Source organism: Wolbachia endosymbiont (group B) of Gerris lacustris, assembly GCF_964028355.1.
Lineage (GTDB): Bacteria > Pseudomonadota > Alphaproteobacteria > Rickettsiales > Anaplasmataceae > Wolbachia.
The window spans coordinates 29,953-50,736 of the sequence record NZ_OZ034761.1; the positions used below are offsets into that span (position 1 = coordinate 29,953).

Sequence of the window (20,784 nt, forward strand, 5' to 3'; positions counted from 1 at the left end):
TCTTATTCATTAATTTAAGTTGACATTTGTTTTATACTGGTTTTATAATACCTTTTGATTCTTACTTGTAAGATAATTGGTACGACAAATTTTCCTAGTTGTAGTGAGAGGGTATACATGGAGATATTAATAACAGGTGCTGCAGGTTTGATAGGGTCAACCTTGGTGAAAAAGTTAGAAAACCAGGGCCATGAAGTAATAAGCTGTGATATTAGGTTTCACAACAATCCACTCAGTTTTTTTTCAGAAGATATAGTACCACTACTTGCTCAGTGTACAGGAATTATTCATCTGGCTGCAATTTCTCGAGTTATACATGGTGAACTTTATCCTGAACTGTGTAGAAAAATTAATGTTGATGGTACAATGCAGTTTTTAGGGTTATGTAAGTCACTTCCAAATAAACCATGGTTTATATATGCAAGTAGTAGGGAAGTCTATGGAGAGCAGAAGGAACTGCCGGTTACAGAATCTGCTAGTATCGATCCAATAAATAATTATGCCAAAGGTAAAGCATTTATTGAGGAACAAATAACAAGTTTAAAAGATTTTAATGTAGCAATATTACGCTTTTCAAATGTATACGGTGGTTTACTAGATCATAACAGTAGAGTAATTCCTGCACTCTGTATTAATGCATTAAGAGGTGATCCAATTAAAATAGAAGGTAAAGAATGCGTTTTTGATTTTACCTACTTGGATGATGTTATAGAGGGTATATGCTTAACTGTTAAATATTTACAAAGTGAAAAATCTTCTCTTCCTGCTATTCATCTTACTACTAATAGCCCATGTACTTTAGAAAACTTAGCAAAAACAATATTAAAAGTCACGAAAAGTGATTCTAGAATTGATTTTTATCCTCCAAGAAATTTTGACGTAACTAAGTTCCATGGTGATTTTACTAGAGCTAAAGAGCTACTTGGTTGGTCTCCAAAGCATTCATTAGAGGTAGGATTAAGCAATTTTATGAAAAGTCTACAAAACAATATACAAGAGTATCCTAACAATATAGATATGGTAATATATGAAAATATTAAAAGTTATTCATGGTTACCCTCCTTATTATAGTGCTGGTTCAGAGGTTTACAGCCAAACTCTTGCTCATGAACTAGCAAATAACAATGAGGTACAAGTATTTACTAGGTATGAAAATAGCTTTTTACCTGATTTTTATTACACTACAGTCCTAGATCGTAGTGATTCTCGAATCTTACTGCATTTAATTAATATACCCACAGCTAAATATCGTTACAAATTTATCAATGAAGAAGTAGATATACAATTTAAAAGAGTAATAGATAACTTTCAGCCAGATCTTATACATTTTGGTCATCTTAATCATCTATCAATTACTTTACCAGAAATTGCTTTTAAAGAAAATATACCTACAATTTTTACGCTACATGACTTTTGGTTAATGTGTCCAAGAGGAAGGTTTATTCAACGCAATTCTGGAGATTTGTTACAGCTTTGTGATGGACAAAAGGATCAAAAATGTGTAACCCAATGTTACAAAGGATATTTTACAGGAGATGAAGAATTCCTGAATTTAGACATAAATTATTGGGAACAATGGGTTGCAACTAGAATGAAGCACACAAGGAAAATAATAGACTATATAGATTACTTTATTTCCCCATCGAAATTCTTGATGGACAAATTTACTCAGGATTTTAATGTTCCGATAAACAAAATTTCTTATCTTGATTATGGTTTTGATCTCAATCGTCTTAAGAATAGAAATAGAGTACAAGAAAAAGAGTTTATTTTCGGTTATATTGGTACTCATACTCCCGAAAAAGGTGTTGATCTATTATTGAAAGCTTTTTCTCACTTATCATCTAAAGCAAAACTTAGAATTTGGGGAGCAGCAAGAGAAGAAACTAAAGCTTTAAAAGCGATTGCCGATCAGTTTTCACCTGTTGTGAAAGAAAGAATAGAGTGGATGGGAGGTTATGATAATAAGAATATAGTTACTGACGTATTTAATAAAGTTGATGCAATAGTCGTTCCTTCAATTTGGGGTGAAAATTCACCGTTAGTAATACATGAAGCACAGCAACTTAGAATACCAGTTATAACAGCCGATTATGGTGGCATGGCAGAATATGTAAGAGATGGACTATTGTTTAAGCACAGAGATGCAAGTAGTTTGTCAGAAAAAATGCAAGTCCTATCTACAAATCAGGAGTTATACAATAAACTTACCCAAAAAGGCTATCCTTATACTGAAAATGGAAATATACCTTCTATAAGTGAGCATACTGAAAAACTTAACAAGATTTACCGTGATGCTATTGAAAAGAAAGGCAAATCAGTAGCTGTTAAACCCGGTCCTTGGAGAATTACTTTTGATACTAATCCAGATTACTGTAATTTTGCTTGTATAATGTGCGAATGTTTTTCACCATACAGCAAAGTTAAAGAAGAAAAGAAAGCTAAAGGAATAAAACCTAAGATACTGTCGATAGAAACTATCAGAAAAGTAATTAAGGAAGCAGCTGGCACACCTTTAAGGGAAATCATTCCTTCTACTATGGGTGAGCCTTTAATGTATAAAAGCTTTGATGAAATAATCAATTTGTGCCATGAGTTCGGCCTGAAGCTTAATCTTACGACCAATGGTTCTTTTCCTATTAAAGGAGCTAGAAAATGGGCTGAATTATTGGTGCCAATTTTGTCTGATGTTAAGATTTCCTGGAATGGGGCAACTAAAGAAACTCATGAAAGAATCATGAAAGGTTCAAAATGGGAAGTAGTGACAGAAAATTTAAAAACTTTCCTTGAAGTTAGAGATAAATACTTTAGCAATACAGGTGAAAGGTGTACCGTTACTTTACAATTAACATTTTTGGAAAGTAATTTATATGAACTCTATGACATAGTTAAGATGGCCATAAAAAATGGCATAGATAGAGTTAAAGGACATCATCTTTGGGCACATTTTGAGGAAATTAAGGATCTATCTATGAGAAGAGATGAGTTAGCAATTAGTAGATGGAACACGGAGGTGAGAAGGTTATACGAACTTAGAGATAATATTCTATTGCCAAATGGTAAAAAGATAAAATTAGAAAATTTCACAATCCTTTCTCAAGAAGGTATTAAGGATTTGGCTCCAGGTGGTCAATGCCCATTTTTAGGTAAAGAAGCATGGATAAACAATGAAGGAAAGTTTAGTCCTTGCTGTGCTCCAGATGAACTCCGTAAGACATTAGGAAATTTTGGTAATGTTAATGAGGTTAAACTCGAGGAAATATGGCAGAGTAGTGAGTACCTAAGCTTACAAAAGAATTATTTAAATTACAAATTATGCAAAACATGCAACATGAGAAAACCTTTGATCAATTAATCAAAGATAATCTTAGATCTATTAAAATTTCACCGTGTGAGAGCTTTCACGAATTACTAGGAAATCCTTTGTATGAAAATAGGTTTATAAAGGCTGGTAAATTTCATGAGCCCGGTCTTGCACCGGTTTATGATCAGACAGGCGCTTATCATATCAATGTAAGAGGAGAAGCAGTTTATCATCATAGATTTCTAAAAACTTTTGGATTCTACTTCAATAGAGCGGCCGTAGAAGATGATACAGGGTGTTATCACATTGATCCATCTGGATGTAGAGTATACAAACAGTCTTATCAATGGGTTGGAAATTATCAGGAAGATGCTTGTATAGTTAGAAGACATGATAAATGTTTTCATATTAATTTAAATGGCAACAGGATTTATCAGGAGGAATATGATTATGTTGGAGATTTTAAGGATGGTATCGCTGTAGTCTATAAGGATGGTAAAGCTACACATATTAATCATCATGGAAAGTTAGTACATAATAAATGGTATAAAAAACTTAATGTTTTTCATAAAGGGTATTCTATTGCAGAAGATCAACATGGTTGGTTTCATATAGATATTAATGGTGATCCTGTTTACCAGCAGAGATTTAAAATGGTAGAAGCATTCTATAATGGCATGGCAAAGGTTGAAACTTTTGAAGGTTTGTTAGGACAAATCAATATTACCGGAAATGTAAAGTTTAGTATTTTTGATTTAGGTAAAGAATCTCAAGTGCATAGGATTTCTGCAGAACTTTCAGCCTTTTGGAAAACTTACCTAACAAGCGTTGCTATTGAACTTGATTTGTTAAATATTTTACCTGCAACTGTGCCGTTTTTATCTAAAAAGTTAAACATTATCGTACCAAATCTAGAAAGGCTGTTAAGGGCGTTGTGGGAAATAGGGTTTATTGATTACGATAAGGACAAGGACTTATGGCAACTATCATCAAAAGGTAAGTGTTTTAAGGAAATACCATTTTTGCCAAAAGCAGCAACGATGTGGGCAAGAGTTGCCGCTGAAAAGAATTGGTTAAAGATTGCCGATATACTAAAACAGAAGTCCATCTCTTCATTTGAATCTTTTAAGGAAAGAGAAGCATCAGAAGATAAGAAAATAGCGTTTTACCAAGCATTGCTAGGATATTCTAGATTTGATACTAAAGAGTTTAATTCTAGGATTAATATAGATGGTGCTAAGAATATATTGCTATTTGGTGTACACTCTTTATTTCTTGCTTATTCTGATATACACAATAAAGGTTCTATAGGCCTATATAACGAACATAAAGTACCAAGACAGTTAGTAGAAAATTTAAAAGTCAAACTTATAACTCAGGAAGAACTATCAGTTACAAATTATGAATTAGGTGTCTTTTGCCGCTTTCTGCAGCATTATGATGATGATAAAGTATTATCTTATTTAAAATTGGTCAAAGGAATATCTCGTATTTTATTGATAGAAACTATTTTAGATTACCGCTCTCCAACTGGAGGCTCTGTAGATATTAATGTCATGGTTGAAACAGGAGGTAAACTAAGAACATTAAACGATTGGGAAAAAATACTCAAACAAGTAAAAGGATTCAAAATTTTTGCTGTTTTACCTTTAACAGATTACTTATCAGTTATTGATGTCAGGTGTTAATCACATGGAAACATTACAAAAAAATGGTTTTTTTATTATCAAAAATCTGGTTCCTTTAGAGCTAATAACTCAGTCTTTAAGTGATATAACAAATAAGATATCAAAGCTATCCCAAGAACTAAGTGTTTCAACTTCTGACTACTTAAACTGTACCGGCAGATGGGGTACGTCATCTCGAGTAACTAGAATTATCTCTCAAGCATTAGATAAAATTATTAAAAATTACCTTGAAAAGTCACTTCAGTGTCAGATACTGCAGAAAAAATCAAATGTTATATGTAAAACTGCTGATTTAATAGATGCAGTTCCCTTCCATCAAGACATCTCCTATAGTTTCAATGATCCTTACCACTTTTCTGTTTGGTTAGCTTTGAATAATGTAAGTGAAACTTCAGGTGCACTGCAAATTATAGAAAACAGTCATAAATGGGAAATACAGCCTTTAGTTGATTTTTGGTACCCATATTTTTTTGATCAGTACTCAAATAATCGGGAAAATTACAAAATTAAGTCATTACCTATTTCAGCAGGAGATGCAATAGTTTTTGATTCACGGTTATGGCATGGTAGTGATAAGAATACAGATGCTAAAGATAGATTTGCTTATGTAACAAGGTGGATTATAAAAGATCAAGATCTTCCCTATGTGCCAAAACCTCAGCCTTCAGTTTTTGGTATACTCAATTGTGGTGAGTTAACAGAATCTGTACTGATAGAATGCTTGTCATTGTTTGGCTACCAGGAAAGTGTAAAAGCAAAAAACATGGAAGAACTTATCAAGAGCTGGTTAGCCTTTATTACAGACACAACTACAAATATTTCTGAGATCGACACTACTAAGGCTAAGCGAGATTTATATAAGCTACTTATTCTCAATCAAGCATCAGCACTACATGATGCTGGAGACATCTCAGGAAAAATATACAAAAATTTATGGTTTTCACTACTTGTATTTCTCAATAAAAAAGTCAACGTAGTGGAGCTAGCATTATAAATGAACAGAAGTAGAGTTGATAGCTTCAAATGTGTATTGATGTTCATCTTGAATATAGCATCTAAATTCAAACTTAATGTACTTATAATGTCTTTAGTTGCCCTGGTGGTAGCTGTTGATTTGTCTTTTAGAAAGTATTTAGTAAAAAATATTCTAGATACAGCTGTAAAATATCAGGAAGGTAATGTAATTGAAAATCTTTTATTACCTGTAAGCGCTTATCTTGGTATGGCATTACTTATCACTACTGCTTTTAGATTCTATGGCTATTTTGTTGACATTCAAATGTTTACCTTAATGCGTCAAAAGATAGCTGATATATCTTTTTGTAGGCTACTCCAACAAGACCATTCCTATTATCAGAACAATTTATCTGGAAGCTTAGTACATAAGGTCAGTAGCTTAATGGATAGTGTGATAGAGTTAATAAGATTGCTTATAGATTGTTTTTTCGGTTACAGTATAGCATTAGTCTTAGCTATTTATACCTTATCATTAGTAAACATAAAGTTTGCAATCGCTACATTCACTTGGGTAAGCATTTTTATTTTAGTCTCGATTTTCAGCTTTCGTGTGCTTACTGAATTAGCTGATAATTACTCTAAACAAAATTCACAGGTAATAGCTAGTATAGCAGATAGTATTTTAAATGTTATATCAGTAAGGTTATTTTCTCAGCAAGCACATGAGAGACACAAATTTTTTCAAATATGCAAGAAAAGAACTATTGCAGAGAGAAAATTACAATGGGCATACTTTTGGCTTTGGTTTATATACGGCTATTCATTTGATATACTCCAAGCAGTAAACTTGTATTTTTTAATTCATGATTATCAATTGAACAAAATCGCAATAGGAGATATTGTTCTTGTACTTGGAATTAATATATCGATTATAGAGTTTCTTAACCATCTAACTAGGAATCTTACCCAATTTTCTACTCATTTCGGCAAAGTTTCAGATGCATTGCCAATCTTGACTACCGTACCAGAAATTCAAGATAAGGAAAATGCTAAAGAATTAAATTTATTAAGTGGAAGAATAACGTTTAACAATGTTTCTTTTTCTTATGAAGGTCAGGAGCCATTATTTCAAGATTTCTCAGTTACCATTAATCCTTGCGAAAAGGTAGGTCTAGTTGGTTATTCTGGAGGTGGTAAATCTACTTTTATAAACTTAATTCTAAGGCTATTTGATGTTAAAAAAGGTAATATACAGATTGATAATCAAATAGTATCAGAAGTTACACAGAGTTCTTTGAGGCAACAAATATCTGTAATACCTCAAGACCCATTGTTATTTCATGATACTATTTTAGCAAACATCATATATGGTAAACTTCAATCTACTATCGAAGAAATAATGAGAGCTGCAAAGCTGGCTGGTATTCACGATTTCATTATGACTCTACCAGATCAATATGGAACTACAGTTGGAGAAAAAGGCATCAAGCTATCTGGAGGAGAAAGACAAAGAATAATAATAGCAAGGGCATTTTTAAAAAACGCTCCAATATTATTTCTCGATGAACCAACTAGTCAGTTAGATTCTATAACAGAAAAAACAATTCAAATGAGTTTATTCAAATTGATGAAAAATAAAACTACGATTACTATAGCACACCGTATTTCTACACTTTTACACATGGACCGAATTATAGTATTTAACAAAGGAAAAATTGTCCAAGATGGTAAACACGCTGAATTAGTTTCTAAGCAAGGTCTTTACAAGGAACTTTGGAATGCTCAAATTGGTTGTTTGAATGGCAAGAAATAAGATGGAAAAAATTATTGATCTGAGAAGTGACACTACAACTCTGCAGAGCTCCAACGTTATACATGCAATAAGTAATGCAACTGTTGGAGATTTTGCTTATGGTGAAGACAAAAGCTGTAATGACTTATCAGAATATTGCAAACAATTATTCAAAGTAGAAGAAGCATTATTTGTAACCAGCGGTATGCTTGCAAATAGATTAGCCATTGCCATTCAAACAAGTCCTGGTGATGAACTAATAACTAATTATAATTATCACATTAATTTTTTCGATAGTGCAGGCAATGCAAAAGTAAATAATATCGTATTTAATTGTATTAGAAATAATAGCGGAATCTTAGATGTTGATGAAGTAGAATATGCTATTAATTCTAAGCCGAGGTATAAAATTTTTGCTCAGGTGAGTCTTGTTTCTATAGAAAATAGTATAAATGGGTTTAATGGTAAAATTTATCCTTTTGAAAAACAAGTCGAGTTATATCACTTTTTAAAAGCTCACAATGTAAATCTTCATTTAGACGGTGCAAGAATATTTAATGCTCATATCGAAACAAATATTGCTTTAGCAGATTATGCTAAATATGTGGATACAATGAGCTTTTCTTTTACTAAAGGACTTGGCGCTCCTTTTGGTTCAATGCTTATGGGTAAAAGAGAGATAATTGAAAGGGCTAAAAAGCTACAGGTTTGGCTAGGTAGTGGTTATCATCAGATAGGGTATTGTGCTAATGCAGCAAAATACGTACTACAGAATAATATCTCTAGGCTTAAAGAAGATAATAAGCTCGCTAAATTGTTTGCAGATAAGATTAAAGAAATTCCACACATAAAACTGGTACTACCTTATCCAGAAACTAATATAGTAAGCTTTAGTATAAAAGCACTAAATGTAACTAATGAGGTTTTCTTGAGTAAGTGCCAAGCTTATGGTTTATTGCTTTTTCCTTGGCTCGAGTCTCATATAAGAGCAGTTACCCATCTTGGCACAAAGGAAACAGACATCATGAAAGCTGCTGAAATTATAAAGGAAGTTGTGTTAAATTTAATATGAGAATAAAAATAGATTTCTTTAGCGATTCAAACACTGACCCTTCAGCTAAAATGAGGGAAGCGATGGCTAAAGCAAAAGTTGGAAACGAAGCTGCATGTGAAGATCCAACTGTGAACGAATTAGTGGCAACCGCATGTAAAATATTAGGTAAACCTGCAGGAATCTTTTTGATTTCAGGAACGATGTCCAATGTAATTGCTTATAAAGTACACATTCAAAGACCTGGTGATTACTTGCTGCTTGATGAAACTTCACATCCGCTCATAGTACAATCTGGCTTGATCGCAGCCCAGGCACATGCCACTCCTTTGCCCATCAAAGGTACGAGAGGAATATTTACTGGAGAACAAATTGTTGAGTTTATTACTCGTCCTAGTTTAAGAAATATTCCGAGAGTTGGGCTTGTTTCTATCGAACAAACGACAAATTTTGGTGGTGGAGCTGTGTGGCCTTTAGAATATATTCAAGAGATCTCAAGTCTCTGCAAAGAGAATGACGTATTCACTCATTTAGATGGAGCAAGACTGTTCAACGCTTGTGCTCATACTAAAATATCTCCAAAAGAGTATGCAAGTTATTTTGATTCGGTATTCATTGATTTTAGTAAAGGATTAGGTGCTCCAATGGGCGCAATATTGCTTGGAAGTGAAGAGTTTATTGAAAAAGCTTGGTACTATAAGTTTCAAATTGGCGGAGGTATGCACCAAGCTGGCATTATTTCAGCTGCATGTTTATATGCTTTACATAATAATATAAATTGTTTAGAGGAAGATCATAAAAAGATGCAGCACCTTATAGAAGGCCTAGACTCCATAGATCAAGTTATAATTGATATCGACCTATACAAAACTAATATAGCGTATTTTTCATTACGTACTAATTGTATATCTACTCAAGAATTAATAAACGTACTAGTTACAAATTATGGAATTAGAATGGCTAACATAAGAGGTAAAATCAGAGCTATAACACATAGAGATATAAGCTATGAAGATATTAATACTACTGTATCTGCTATAAGAAAGATACTAAGCAAGTAATTTTCTGCACTAATTGTTTGCAAACTTCTTGTCAAACAATATTATACCAATATAGTATTATGCTAGCATCTGCATAGAGCTATTTGGGAATAGGTGTGAACTTTGTCTTCTTTCAATATTTGCTATTCTTCTGTGGATATATGCTGCTTTATTTATCAAGACAAAGTATACCAATTGCTCTACCACTGTTAATAGATACTGACCATGTAAAATTAAGCTATTTTTTTGCCTGCTTTTCTTTTTTTTATGGAGTATCAAAATTCGTTAATGGAATAATCATGGACTCCAAAAATAATCCATTATTTATGTTTGGGCTATGCAATATTGCAACTGGATTATTAACCATTGGTATAACTTTATCATATAATAATCTAACTTTATTACTGTTAACATTAATATTATTAGCTTGGACACAAGGGTTAGGTTGGCCAGCTATTACCAAGTTTATGGTTACAAACTCTAGCATCTCTTCAATTGCATCATCATGGGGAGTTATGAGCGCATCTCAGCAACTTGGTTCTTGTATTACTTTAATTGTATTACCAAGTATAATTAAAATATATGATGCAAAAAGTGCATTTTTGTACTCTGGTCTCTTATGCTTACTTTTTGGAATTTATATAATATTAAAAGCATATTACAAAGAAAGTGCCAACTTTACTACCTATTATAAGGTGCAGAAATCTCAGATAGGTGTCAAAGTGAAAAGTTCCATATGGTTTCTATGTTGTGCTACTTTTTGTGCTTATATTATAAAAATGGGAATCTTCTTTTGGTTTCCTATAATTTTAAGGGATAAATTACAAATTTCTCTTGTACAATCCTCACTAATAACAGGCGTATATGATTTAGGTGGAATCCTTGGAACTTTAATCACAGGAAGAATTAGTGATATGTACTTTTTTCAAAATAGAAGCTTGCTGGCATTACTTTACATGTTGGGTATAGCACTCACTTTTATTGCAATGAACTTTGGCCAAAACATAATTCTTATGAACCTTGGTGCAATCTTATCAGGATTCTTTATATTTGGAGTTCAAGTACTGACAGGTGTTATAGCTGTAGAAATTGCTCCACAAAATAATGTATGTGCAATTGTAAGCTTAACAGGATTATTTGGGTATATTGCAAGTTCAATATTTTCATGTCTGCTCTTAGGAGTACTTGTTAAGCACTGTGGTAACAGTATTATGTTTTCATTTTTTTCCATTTGCTCTGTTGTTGCACTCGTTTGCTTTTCCATACTATCAAGCAAAGATCTTAAAAAACTAAGTAAAGCGGTGTAAAAAAAATTTCTCAACAGTTAAACTTTGTAGATAGATTTTTTACCCAAGGAATAAATATGGTAACCATATCTTAGTAATAGCTCGCTATCTAATAAATTACGGAAATCAAAAATATTAGGTGCAGCCATAATACTCTTTAAACTTGCAAAATCTTGATTTTTAAATTCTTTCCACTCCGTTAATAATAATAAGGCTTCCGCGTCTCTTGCAGCTCCTATAGCGCTGTCCGCGTACTCTATATCCTTTAGAACTTGCCTAGCATTATCCATCCCCATTGGATCATATGCAGTAATTTTAGCCTTGTTATTCACTAGCAATTTTGCAACGTCTATAGCTGGGCTATTTCTTACATCATCAGTACCAGACTTAAAAGTTAGCCCCCATATCGCTATTTTTTTATTTTGGACTCCATTTAATACATATTCTACCTTTTTAGCAATGTTTGTTATATGATTATAGTTAGATTCCTTAACTGAATTTAAAATTTGTAGCTTGACATTGTGATCTTCAGCAAGCCTTATTAAAGCTGACAAATCTTTAGGAAAACATGATCCTCCAAATCCTGGACCAGCTTTGAGAAATTCCTTACCTATTCTATGGTCCATTCCCATACTGTTAGCTAAAAGGTCAATGTCTGCTCCTAATAGCTCACATAAACCTGCCATCTCATTGATAAAAGCAACCTTTGTTGCTAGAAAAGCATTAGAAGCATATTTAATCATTTCAGCAGTAACTGTATCAGTGACTATTAACGGAATATTCTTATCTATAAATGATCTATATATAACTTCTAGTTTTGCCCTAGCTAGCTTAGTTTTTACTCCTATTATTATCCTATCTGGGTATAAAAAATCTGATACTGCAGAGCCTTGCTTGAGAAACTCTGGATTAACTCCCAAATCAAAGTTATAGCCCTTATTAGATAAATAATTATGTATATTTTCTGCAGTACCAGGAGGAATAGTTGACTTTATCACTATTAAGCAATCTTGATTAACCCTCTCAGAAACTTCACTTACTGCATTATATACATTCTTTAAATTTGCATTTCCTAGGGAGTCTGATGGAGTATCTACAGTTACAAATACTACTTCTGTATTGGGATTTATTTGAGAATACGAATCAAAAAATCTTATCCTTTGTGACTTTATATTATTCTCTAAATAATCTGCTAATCCAGGTTCATATAGAGGAATTTTCCCTGATTTCAAAAGTTCAATCTTCTCAGTATTTATGTCAATGCAATCAACTTTATGGCCCTGCTCCGATAACATTGTACCAGATACTAAGCCTACATACCCTACTCCTATAATAGTTATGTGCATTTTACTATCACCTTAAAAATGTAGCTTAGCATCTAAAATAAATACCATTAACAATTATAAACTTTTGTTGTTACATTATTTTTCTTAATTGCCTTACCTTCCGAATAAACTATAAATAAGGTTGATGGTATTAATATCAAAGTACCATATAAAGCACTTTTATCAGGTAATTCATTAAATATAACGTATGTTACTATTGCAGAAATTATTAGCTCTATGTATCTATACGGTGCAAGTGCAGTAGCATCAGTAAGAGCAAAAGCTTTTAACATGAAGAACAGAATTAGGTTTGAACTTATTCCTAAAATCAGCAGTAATACTAACTCCAACAAGGAAGGCATATGCCAATAAAATAACAAAGGTGGAGTAGAAAAAATAGTTGTCGTTAGAGCTGAATAAAATAACATACTTATTACTGACTCTTTTATCACAAGTTTCTTATTAAGTATGTCTAATATAGCAAAGATTAACGCAGATACAATAAAAATAAGATTTTAGGATTAAAGTCTTCACTATGAGCTTTGGTGGTAATAGCAATACCAACAAAACCAATAATAGTTACTATCCATCTTTGCCAAATTATATTTTCGTTTAGTAAAGGGATTGCAAGAAGTATAACAAATAATGGTATAGAAAAACTTATAATCGTTGCAGTTACTATGGGGAAAACAGTCAACCCGTAAGTCCATAAGGTCATTCCACAAAACAACAACCCACCCCTGGTTATTTGAGTAGATATTTGACTTGTTTTAAAAGTTTCTATTCCATAGTAAAACATAAAAGGTACAAGGGTAATAGTGGTAAACAGAAAGCGGAAAAAAATTATTTCAAAACTCTGAAGATGTAAACTTAGATATTTTGATATAGTATCATTAGCTACACTACTAAGTAAGCTAAGTATAAACCAGATAACCCCAAACAAATAAGCTCTCAATCTGTAATCCATAAAGCTTCTGATTTAATAGATACGATGTACTCATATAATTTTACTACAAAACTAATAATATAAAAGTTTTCTGATGTACGTCCCCAGAATGTGATCGTAAGGGTTCATTATAAATAATTCGGGAAATTTCGTCTCTTTAGACATATTAAGAGCTATGTAACGAACGTTTATATTTGTGAGTAATAGTAAGGCTCAAGGTAAGGAAAATGCTAGTGAGGTAAAGTAGAATAACGTTAATTTGATAATTTAAGCTCATTCCCTCTTGCTACATCTCTCTTTAATATCTCCTCTTTTGCAGCAGGTCTATAATTACTGCTTAAATTTAGGTGCACACTAATTTTTCGATTTATATATTATTCTAATGCTTGTATAATACCTTCATTGAATATTTGATTTTGAGGTAATTAGATGCCAAAAAGTAAAACTAAACGTGGAACGGAAGATTTGAAGGGTAATGCAGGCCCAAGCAAAAGATCTCGTCTCAGTTCTGATCCTAAAAAAAATAAAGAGATTATCTCTAGCAAAGTAATAAGTAAGCTGAAGGATGTTGTTAAAGGTGATAGAACTTCAGCTATTGAGGAATGGGTCAAGGCTCACCCTGTAACAGTAGAGGGTCTAACCGTTGAGCAATCGGACCTCTTATGTAATGCGTTTCGTGATGAATCTTGTTGGTCAGGTGCGACACTAGATGTTGCTAAATTGGTAGGAGAATTAGCTAAATCAGGTGTGTTGAATCCATTTGCTATATATAAAATAGCATGTATTGAGTGTGTAGAGAGTGAAATTAAGCAATTATTTGACAAGGCGTTAGAGTCTTTTAGATCTGACTTATCTCATAAAGGTGCATGTGAGGAAGATAGGAATTTAGCTTGCAGTGATAAGCTTGCAAGAGTTGAATTGTTAAGTTCCATGGGAAGACGTGATCCTGTTTTCAATTTCTGGATTGATCAAGAATCAGGTAACCTTAGAGAAAATATAGAAGCAGAAGATGGATTTAATAAGGCTGTAGATTTCAAGTGGAGTAAGGGAGTGGAACACTTCTATAATCGTCTGTGTTCTGAAGAAAAATTAGTGAAAGAAGAGAGAGAAAAATTGCTAGTTTCTGCTATTGCAAAATTATCTCCATTGCAATCTAGCTATAAACTTGCTTCTACCTTAAGTTCCCTTCTAGGTAAAGTCATAAGCGCAAAAGTAGATCATAAGTCACTACTTGGGCTACCGAATAAGAAAGATAGGGGTGTGATCTATCGTCCTCTTAGTTACTTAGTAGAGCACGGTTTTCTTTGCACAACTAAGTATGTTATCCAGTACTTGAGCGAGGGATGTTCAAGATCTGAAGTAGAGAAAATGCTTTCACCTAGAGGATATGCACATCTTCTCTCATCGCTTTCATTTGTTGTAGTTTCTAAAGATTATGACTTGGATAACAGGAATGAAGCAAGGTCAGCTATTAGCAGTCTTTGGGAATCTAGTGTATTTAACCAAAATAAAATAAATGTTGTCGATCCTTTTAAAGATAGGATTGCTTTTGTTGCAATGGAAAATGCAATTTCAAATTTGATTGTAGATCAGGAGAACAGCAAGGATACTCAAAGTGCTGGCGATGGTGAAAAAGTTGATTTGGTCTTGAGTATTTTAAAGTTTGCTAAAGATTGTTGTTCAGACAAAAGCTTTAAATCATTAAAAGAGAGGATAGCAAATAGTTTAGATAAAACAAGGAATTCTAAGATGATAGATGCAACTAGCTCCTGCAATTTAATAGAAGAGTTGTGTAAGTCAGCGAGAAATTTGAATTTATTCTCTGCTAGCACTGAAGGTCCTCAATCTACGTTAGTGGGTACTAATGTTAGTATTTCGCCTGCTGCAGTTGTTAACAAATAGGAGTATTTATGCATGGTAATAATGAAGATCGTGAATTAGTTAGGGCTTTATTAAGTGGAGGTTGTGATGAGTTTAGTAGACAATTTGTAGGTTTTTTAAACAACTGTCCATCTTTTTTGCATTCGGCTAATAAGCCTGGCTTTTTTCCTACATTCTTTTTTGGTATGTTTTCTACTGCACATGATGCAGGTATATTAGTTGAAGATGAAAGAGTCTATTTTCGTTTTGACAATTATGGAAATCTAAAAGTTGCTGTTCTCACTAATAAAGAAAATAGAAGAATAGTCAGGTGTTATACTGTTGCTGATAATGAGAACAGCCCTGGGTCAAGGTTTAGTGCAGAAGAGAAGCAGCAGGTAGAAGAGAATCTTCCACAAGAATTACAGGAAGATAAGGATCTGGATTGGGAAGAGTATAAAATATTTCGGTTTGGAGAAGAATGTAGGTTTATTCATGAAATAGATAGATTTCCTCAACGTGATGAACCTGGAGCTCCAATTTTTCATGAAATTAACCCAATCAGAGAACAAGGTGAATTGTTAGACCTGATGAGTGAGTTGGCAAATGATGATACAGGAGAAGTGCGTACTAATGTTAAAAGAATTTTGGAGTATGTTATTGATATCCATGATGAACATGAAGATAGCTTAGTGTTTCGTGCAGAGTCTGATTACCACGGTTTTCTGTGTGGGTTTTTAGTAAATTTTAGATACCGAGCTGTGGCTGATTTCTACCCAGAGCTACTTATAGGAAAAGGTTATGCAGATGTTGTTTTGCTTGTTCGTGGTGTTGATCAGACAAATGATTCGGTTCCAATTATAATTGAGTTGAAGGTTGGTGATGAGGAAGGATTAGAGCAAGCTAAAGATTATGCTAAAAGTTGTTCTGTTTCGTCTTTGCCTATTCATACCTCATCACCAAGTGCTGTTTGTGTAGCGTTAAATTTTCAATTACGTGGAGGTGCTGGTCTCCGAACTTCTGTGCAGGCCTTTTCAGAAGGTGGTCTTTCCTTAATACCGGGTTTACTACATCCTCATGGAAATGGAGTTAGGGGAAATGTAAAACGTTTTTTACAACCCATAGCATCAGAGTTCACTTAATCGCCTCATTGTAACACTTTTTCCTGTACGTCATCGTTTGTTTTTGGAAATGTTTTATCTACAAGGAGGGACTTAGAAACAAATGATGGGCGGGAGGTAAGGGTTACCAAGTATCTATTTAACCACTCTCAGGGAGAGAAAATGAAACGTACAGGTGGTAGGGGAGATGCAGCAGATATTGTAAGCCATGCGTTAACTTTAGCTCTATTTTTATCAAATATTGGTTTTGTTGTGCTTCACATTTTTCGTCGTTTAAAGTGGCAGACTTTACCAGACAAAGCATTGAACCTGTCGTTACTGCCTCAAGCCACAGATGATGCTAAGGTGCGTCAAGTACTTTGTGAAGTAGATGTCCAGGGTCATCTGGAAGTGGCTTCTGCAAAGAAATTCGAATCACTACGTGCTTACTCACGTTCTCATAGTGAAGGTTATTTCGAGGGAAGGTTTTCAGAACAAATGGGTAATGTTAGGAATTTACATCAACTTGCAGATCAGTTGATGAGTGCTGAGCCTAATTTTGGTAATGATGGTAATGTTAATGGTGAGTACAGGGCTAGGTATGAAGTTTTATTTAATGAGATTTCTCGTCTGTTGTCTCCGTTATTAAATGGAAACCGTCTACTCGTGAACAATGAAGCTAAATTTCAGGCTTTGTTGCGTGGGATATTTCAAAGTTGCGATAATCCTGCCAAGGTAATTATTGAGTTCCAGCTACAGAGAGGAAGGAAAATAGACCTAGTATTATCAAAATCTGCGGAAAATGATGATACTCATCCAATTGGAATAGAGTTGAAGTATGCTAACACCGCAGAACAAGTTGAACGAAAAAGGGTGGAGGCAAATCGACAGTTAAGTGAATACGAATTTTGTGGAGGATGCAAGCGTATTACTGGGGGAGATGCGATGGTTTTGTTATACGCTATATTAAATGCTGTAGGACAAGAGCAGGATCTGATATTGATTGGTGGGCTTCGTAGAGCATCTGGGTTTTCTAGATGACTTGTAACTAATAAAAGTACCAAAGATAAGGTTGTTTATGGGTAAAATTATGCATTAAGCTAGAGTACGTTTGAGTAAGGTTGGAGAAAAAGCAAGGTCTTTGAGCAAGAAAATTTGATTTATGTTTTCTTAAGTTAAAGTTAACCTGATGAAGTTTGCATAATTTATTGTTGGAGTTTTTTTGTTCTATTTTTACTGTAAGTTCAATCTGCTCTATCTTTGGTCTTTTTTTCTTAGTTTTGCGGCAAGTCTAATATTTTTACTACTTAATGGAATAACTTGCAGAAAGTGGAGATATAATGCTAAGGCAGAGGAGCTCAGACAGTTATCTTAAACAATAAAGAAATACTAAAGGCAAAAGATACGCTTGCGTAGTTCGAAAGCTTTCTATAGGATAAGCCTCACCTGATTTACAAATAGAATTGTTATGTTAGATGTTTGCTATTTATTCTTAAGCTCATTTTAACAGCATTTTGCTTTTTTTAGTATGTAGGGGTTTTCTAGGAATTATCCTACTGAATTCTATGATATTATTTTTTGTAACATTGTTATATATATCATAATAAGGGAGTTGGGAGAATTTGTAAAGTAATCTTTTTCGTTTGTATTCCCTTATGCTTGAGGTAATTGCATGCAGGCTCATGAATGTCCTTACTCTTTATTTCTACGAATTCCCTTTGAAGTTGAGTATTGAAAGTTAACCGGAGAATTGTGAATTACTTTGTATATGTCATAACAAGCCATGGCGCTCTCAGCAAAACCATTTAGTATCAATTTTAGTTTGCCTGGATAAGTAGCTATATCTCCGATTGCATATATTCTATCTCTACTGGTTCTAAGTGTAGCTGGGTCGACAATTATGCGGCCATGTTCTAACTTTATATCCCAATTGGTTATTGGACCCAAATTCATTGATAATCCAAAAAACGGCAGTAAAAAATCAGCAGATATTTCTTTTTCTTCCTTAGAGGCAATGTTTTTTACTATCACTGCGCTCAACTGCCCATTACCTCCTGCTAGTTCATGTAATTGATATGGCACTACCAGTTCTATCTTTCCATTATTTTCAAGTGATTCTAATTTATTTCTAGTTTCAGGAGTGCAGCGAAATTCCTTTCTTCTATGTATTACATAAATTTTCTTTGCAACTTTAGAAAGTTCTACAGTCCAATCAGCTGCAGAATCACCCCCCCCTGCAATAACTATAGTTTTGTCCTGAAAATCAGAAATTTTATTTACACTGTAAAATACAGATTTATTTTCATATTCTAATATACCACTTAAGGGTGGACGGTTAGGTTCAAACATTCCGTTACCTGCAGCAATGATAATGGCTTTGCATTTTACCTCTGTACCTATGTTTGTTATGACAGTAAAGTTTTCACCTTCGTTATTTGAAATCTTTTCCACTTTTTGACTTAAATGGTAAACAGGCTCAAATGGTGAGGCTTGCTCCATTAGTCGCTCAATTAATTTTTGGGCAGTAATTACAGGATAACCAGGTATATCATATATTGGCTTTTCTGGGTAAAGAGCTGTGCATTGTCCTCCTGCTTGATCCAAAACATCTATTATATGACATCTCATATCAAGCATTCCCGCTTGAAAAGCAGTGAATATTCCAACAGGCCCTGCACCTATTATTACGATATCGGTTTCCATATTCAGATGGTGATCTATTTATAGATATTAGCTTTCTTTGCTAACAAGGTCAATTTACAAAGGGATGTATTTTTAAAAGATGTGGCTAGATTAGATAAGATTTCCAGCGTTATGAACCACATAGTCCAAATAAGCTCTAAAAATCAGCTATCATAGCGAGATGCTGTGCGGACGGAATGGGATTCGAACCCATGGTACGCTCATCACGTACGTCAGTTTTCAAGACTGGTGCCTTAAACCGCTCGGCCATCCGTCCACTTCTTTTTTACCACAACATTTAATTTCAAGCAATCTATAAAAATCTTACTTACCTACACAAAAACTGCTAAACACACCATCCAATATTTCCTCAACATCAATAGTTCCAATCACTGCACCAAGCTCAAATGCAGCAAGCCTCAAATCTTCAGATATCAACTCAATTGGATTATCGATATTAAAACGTTGTAAATGTTTCAGTGCTTTCTGCATGTGACTCCTATGTCTTTGCCGAGTAATCACAGGAGTGTCTCTATCATGCCCAAATTTTTCCTCTGCCTTCTTTTTTATGAGAGAGATCAACTTGTTTGTACCTATTCCCTTTAAAATAGAAATAGGTAGAAAATCTACACCGCCAATCAGTATATTTCTGTCATTAATTGCATCGTCAGCTTTGCTCAATACATAAATAGTATCGCTATTTACAACGTTGCAATTGATATTATAACGTTGTTCAAAGGGAAATAGTTCTATTCTTAAATCAGCTTCACAAGACCTCTTTTTCGCTCGATTTATACCTTCTGATTCTATTGGATCTAAACTCTTACGAATTCCGGCAGTATCAGAGAGAATAATTGGGTATCCGCCAATGTCAATATGAGCTTCAAGCACATCCCTTGTTGTGCCTGCATATTCAGAAACAATAGCAATATCACGTTTGGCCAAGAAATTAAACAGCGTTGATTTACCAACATTTGGTTTACCAGTTATTACAATATGTAAACCCTCACGCAACCTCTCACCACGTCTATTATCATTTAAATGCTTTTGTATCAATTGCATGAGATGTTGGACTTCATTATTAATTTTTTCCAATTGGCTTTTTTCTGCCAAAATATCTTCCGGGAAGTCTATATATGCTTCAATCTCTGATTGTATCGTTATTAATTTCTGCTTCCAACTGCTGTATAGTTTTTCTAATTCTCCTGACATTTGCTTGATTGCTTGTTTGGCTTGCATTTTTGTCTCAGCATCAATTAAGTCTGCAATTCCCTCTATTCTCGTTAAGTCAAACTTACCATTCAGGAAAGCCCTAAGTGAGAATTCTCCAGGCCTAGCCATAACACAAATTTTTGATAACTCCTCCAAGATAATTTTTATTACTGCTTTGCTTCCATGTACCTGCAACTCTATAACATCCTCGCCAGTGAAACTATTTGGAGCAGGAAAATAAATAATTATTCCATTGTCTATCAATTGATCGGAGTTATCATATAGGTCAACTAAAGTAGCAAGCCTTGATTTAACTTCTTTCTTAATGTTAAAATGATTTAAAGCTTTAAGTGCATCGTTACCTGAAATTCTAATTACTGCAACTCCTGACTTACCAAACACAGTTGATAAGGCAAAGATAGTTTCATTTGTGTTTGTCATTATTCATATAAACTACTTAGCAATATTACACTTAAGAAAGAGAAATGCATAATTTAAAAATATTCAAAATTTTTATCTATCTTGCTAATTTATAGAAATA

General features: G+C 33.6%; 14 protein-coding genes, 1 tRNA gene and 1 pseudogene. 11 read left to right on the forward strand and 5 right to left on the reverse strand.

Annotated features, from left to right (window positions below; all coding sequences use genetic code 11):
* The first annotated feature begins 117 nt into the window (after positions 1–117).
* From ABWU62_RS00140 to ABWU62_RS00175, 8 genes are all read left to right on the forward strand, one after another.
* Positions 118–1,071 carry an NAD-dependent epimerase/dehydratase family protein gene (locus tag ABWU62_RS00140; protein WP_353287100.1) on the forward strand — a complete coding sequence of 318 codons (954 nt, stop codon included), beginning with the start codon at positions 118–120 and terminating at the stop codon, positions 1,069–1,071.
* Positions 1,028–3,355 carry a glycosyltransferase gene (locus ABWU62_RS00145; RefSeq protein ID WP_353287101.1) on the forward strand — a complete coding sequence of 776 codons (2,328 nt, stop codon included), beginning with the start codon at positions 1,028–1,030 and terminating at the stop codon, positions 3,353–3,355. The genes ABWU62_RS00140 and ABWU62_RS00145 overlap by 44 nt, the downstream gene beginning before the upstream one ends.
* A complete protein-coding gene (locus ABWU62_RS00150; protein ID WP_353287102.1) occupies positions 3,316–4,992 on the forward strand; it encodes a WG repeat-containing protein in 1,677 nt (558 codons plus the stop codon). Before ABWU62_RS00145 ends, ABWU62_RS00150 begins: the two co-directional genes overlap by 40 nt.
* 4 nt (positions 4,993–4,996) lie before the next feature.
* Positions 4,997–5,986 carry a phytanoyl-CoA dioxygenase family protein gene (locus ABWU62_RS00155; protein WP_353287103.1) on the forward strand — a complete coding sequence of 330 codons (990 nt, stop codon included), beginning with the start codon at positions 4,997–4,999 and terminating at the stop codon, positions 5,984–5,986.
* On the forward strand, positions 5,987–7,762 hold the full coding sequence (locus tag ABWU62_RS00160) for an ABC transporter ATP-binding protein (protein WP_019236560.1): 1,776 nt from the start codon (positions 5,987–5,989) through the stop codon (positions 7,760–7,762).
* 1 nt (position 7,763) lies between these two features.
* Positions 7,764–8,813, forward strand: a complete 1,050-nt coding sequence (locus ABWU62_RS00165) for a threonine aldolase family protein (RefSeq protein ID WP_026097216.1) — start codon at positions 7,764–7,766, stop codon at positions 8,811–8,813.
* Positions 8,810–9,853, forward strand: a complete 1,044-nt coding sequence (locus ABWU62_RS00170; protein WP_019236558.1) for a threonine aldolase family protein — start codon at positions 8,810–8,812, stop codon at positions 9,851–9,853. The genes ABWU62_RS00165 and ABWU62_RS00170 overlap by 4 nt, the downstream gene beginning before the upstream one ends.
* 83 nt (positions 9,854–9,936) lie before the next feature.
* On the forward strand, positions 9,937–11,139 hold the full coding sequence (locus tag ABWU62_RS00175) for an MFS transporter (protein ID WP_353287104.1): 1,203 nt from the start codon (positions 9,937–9,939) through the stop codon (positions 11,137–11,139).
* Positions 11,140–11,156: 17 nt separating this feature from the next.
* Here ABWU62_RS00175 and ABWU62_RS00180 read toward each other — a convergent pair whose 3' ends face one another.
* Entirely contained in the window at positions 11,157–12,464 is a 1,308-nt protein-coding gene (locus ABWU62_RS00180; RefSeq protein WP_019236556.1) for a UDP-glucose dehydrogenase family protein, read from the reverse strand.
* 47 nt (positions 12,465–12,511) lie between these two features.
* Positions 12,512–13,410: pseudogene (locus tag ABWU62_RS00185) on the reverse strand (DMT family transporter).
* Between the two features lie 408 nt (positions 13,411–13,818).
* Here ABWU62_RS00185 and ABWU62_RS00190 point away from each other — a divergent pair.
* The 3 genes from ABWU62_RS00190 (at position 13,819) to ABWU62_RS00200 (ending at position 17,390) form a co-directional block, all read left to right on the forward strand.
* Complete coding sequence (locus tag ABWU62_RS00190) at positions 13,819–15,291, forward strand: hypothetical protein (protein ID WP_077188281.1); 1,473 nt, start codon at positions 13,819–13,821, stop codon at positions 15,289–15,291.
* Positions 15,292–15,299: 8 nt separating this feature from the next.
* Positions 15,300–16,391, forward strand: coding sequence for a hypothetical protein (locus ABWU62_RS00195; protein WP_353287105.1), 1,092 nt, complete (start codon positions 15,300–15,302; stop codon positions 16,389–16,391).
* Positions 16,392–16,532: 141 nt separating this feature from the next.
* A complete protein-coding gene (locus ABWU62_RS00200; RefSeq protein ID WP_341820051.1) occupies positions 16,533–17,390 on the forward strand; it encodes a hypothetical protein in 858 nt (285 codons plus the stop codon).
* A gap of 651 nt (positions 17,391–18,041) precedes the next feature.
* On the opposite strand, the gene ABWU62_RS00205 is transcribed toward ABWU62_RS00200, so the two are convergent.
* The 3 genes from ABWU62_RS00205 to mnmE form a co-directional block, all read right to left on the reverse strand.
* The gene (locus tag ABWU62_RS00205; RefSeq protein ID WP_353287106.1) at positions 18,042–19,052 is read right to left on the reverse strand and encodes an NAD(P)/FAD-dependent oxidoreductase; all 1,011 of its coding nucleotides are present in this window, start codon (positions 19,050–19,052) and stop codon (positions 18,042–18,044) included.
* A gap of 168 nt (positions 19,053–19,220) precedes the next feature.
* Positions 19,221–19,308: transfer RNA gene (locus ABWU62_RS00210), tRNA-Ser, on the reverse strand.
* Positions 19,309–19,355: 47 nt separating this feature from the next.
* Positions 19,356–20,684 (reverse strand): tRNA uridine-5-carboxymethylaminomethyl(34) synthesis GTPase MnmE, encoded by a 1,329-nt coding sequence (mnmE, locus tag ABWU62_RS00215; RefSeq protein WP_353287107.1) that lies wholly within the window; start codon positions 20,682–20,684, stop codon positions 19,356–19,358.
* Positions 20,685–20,784 lie beyond the last annotated feature (100 nt).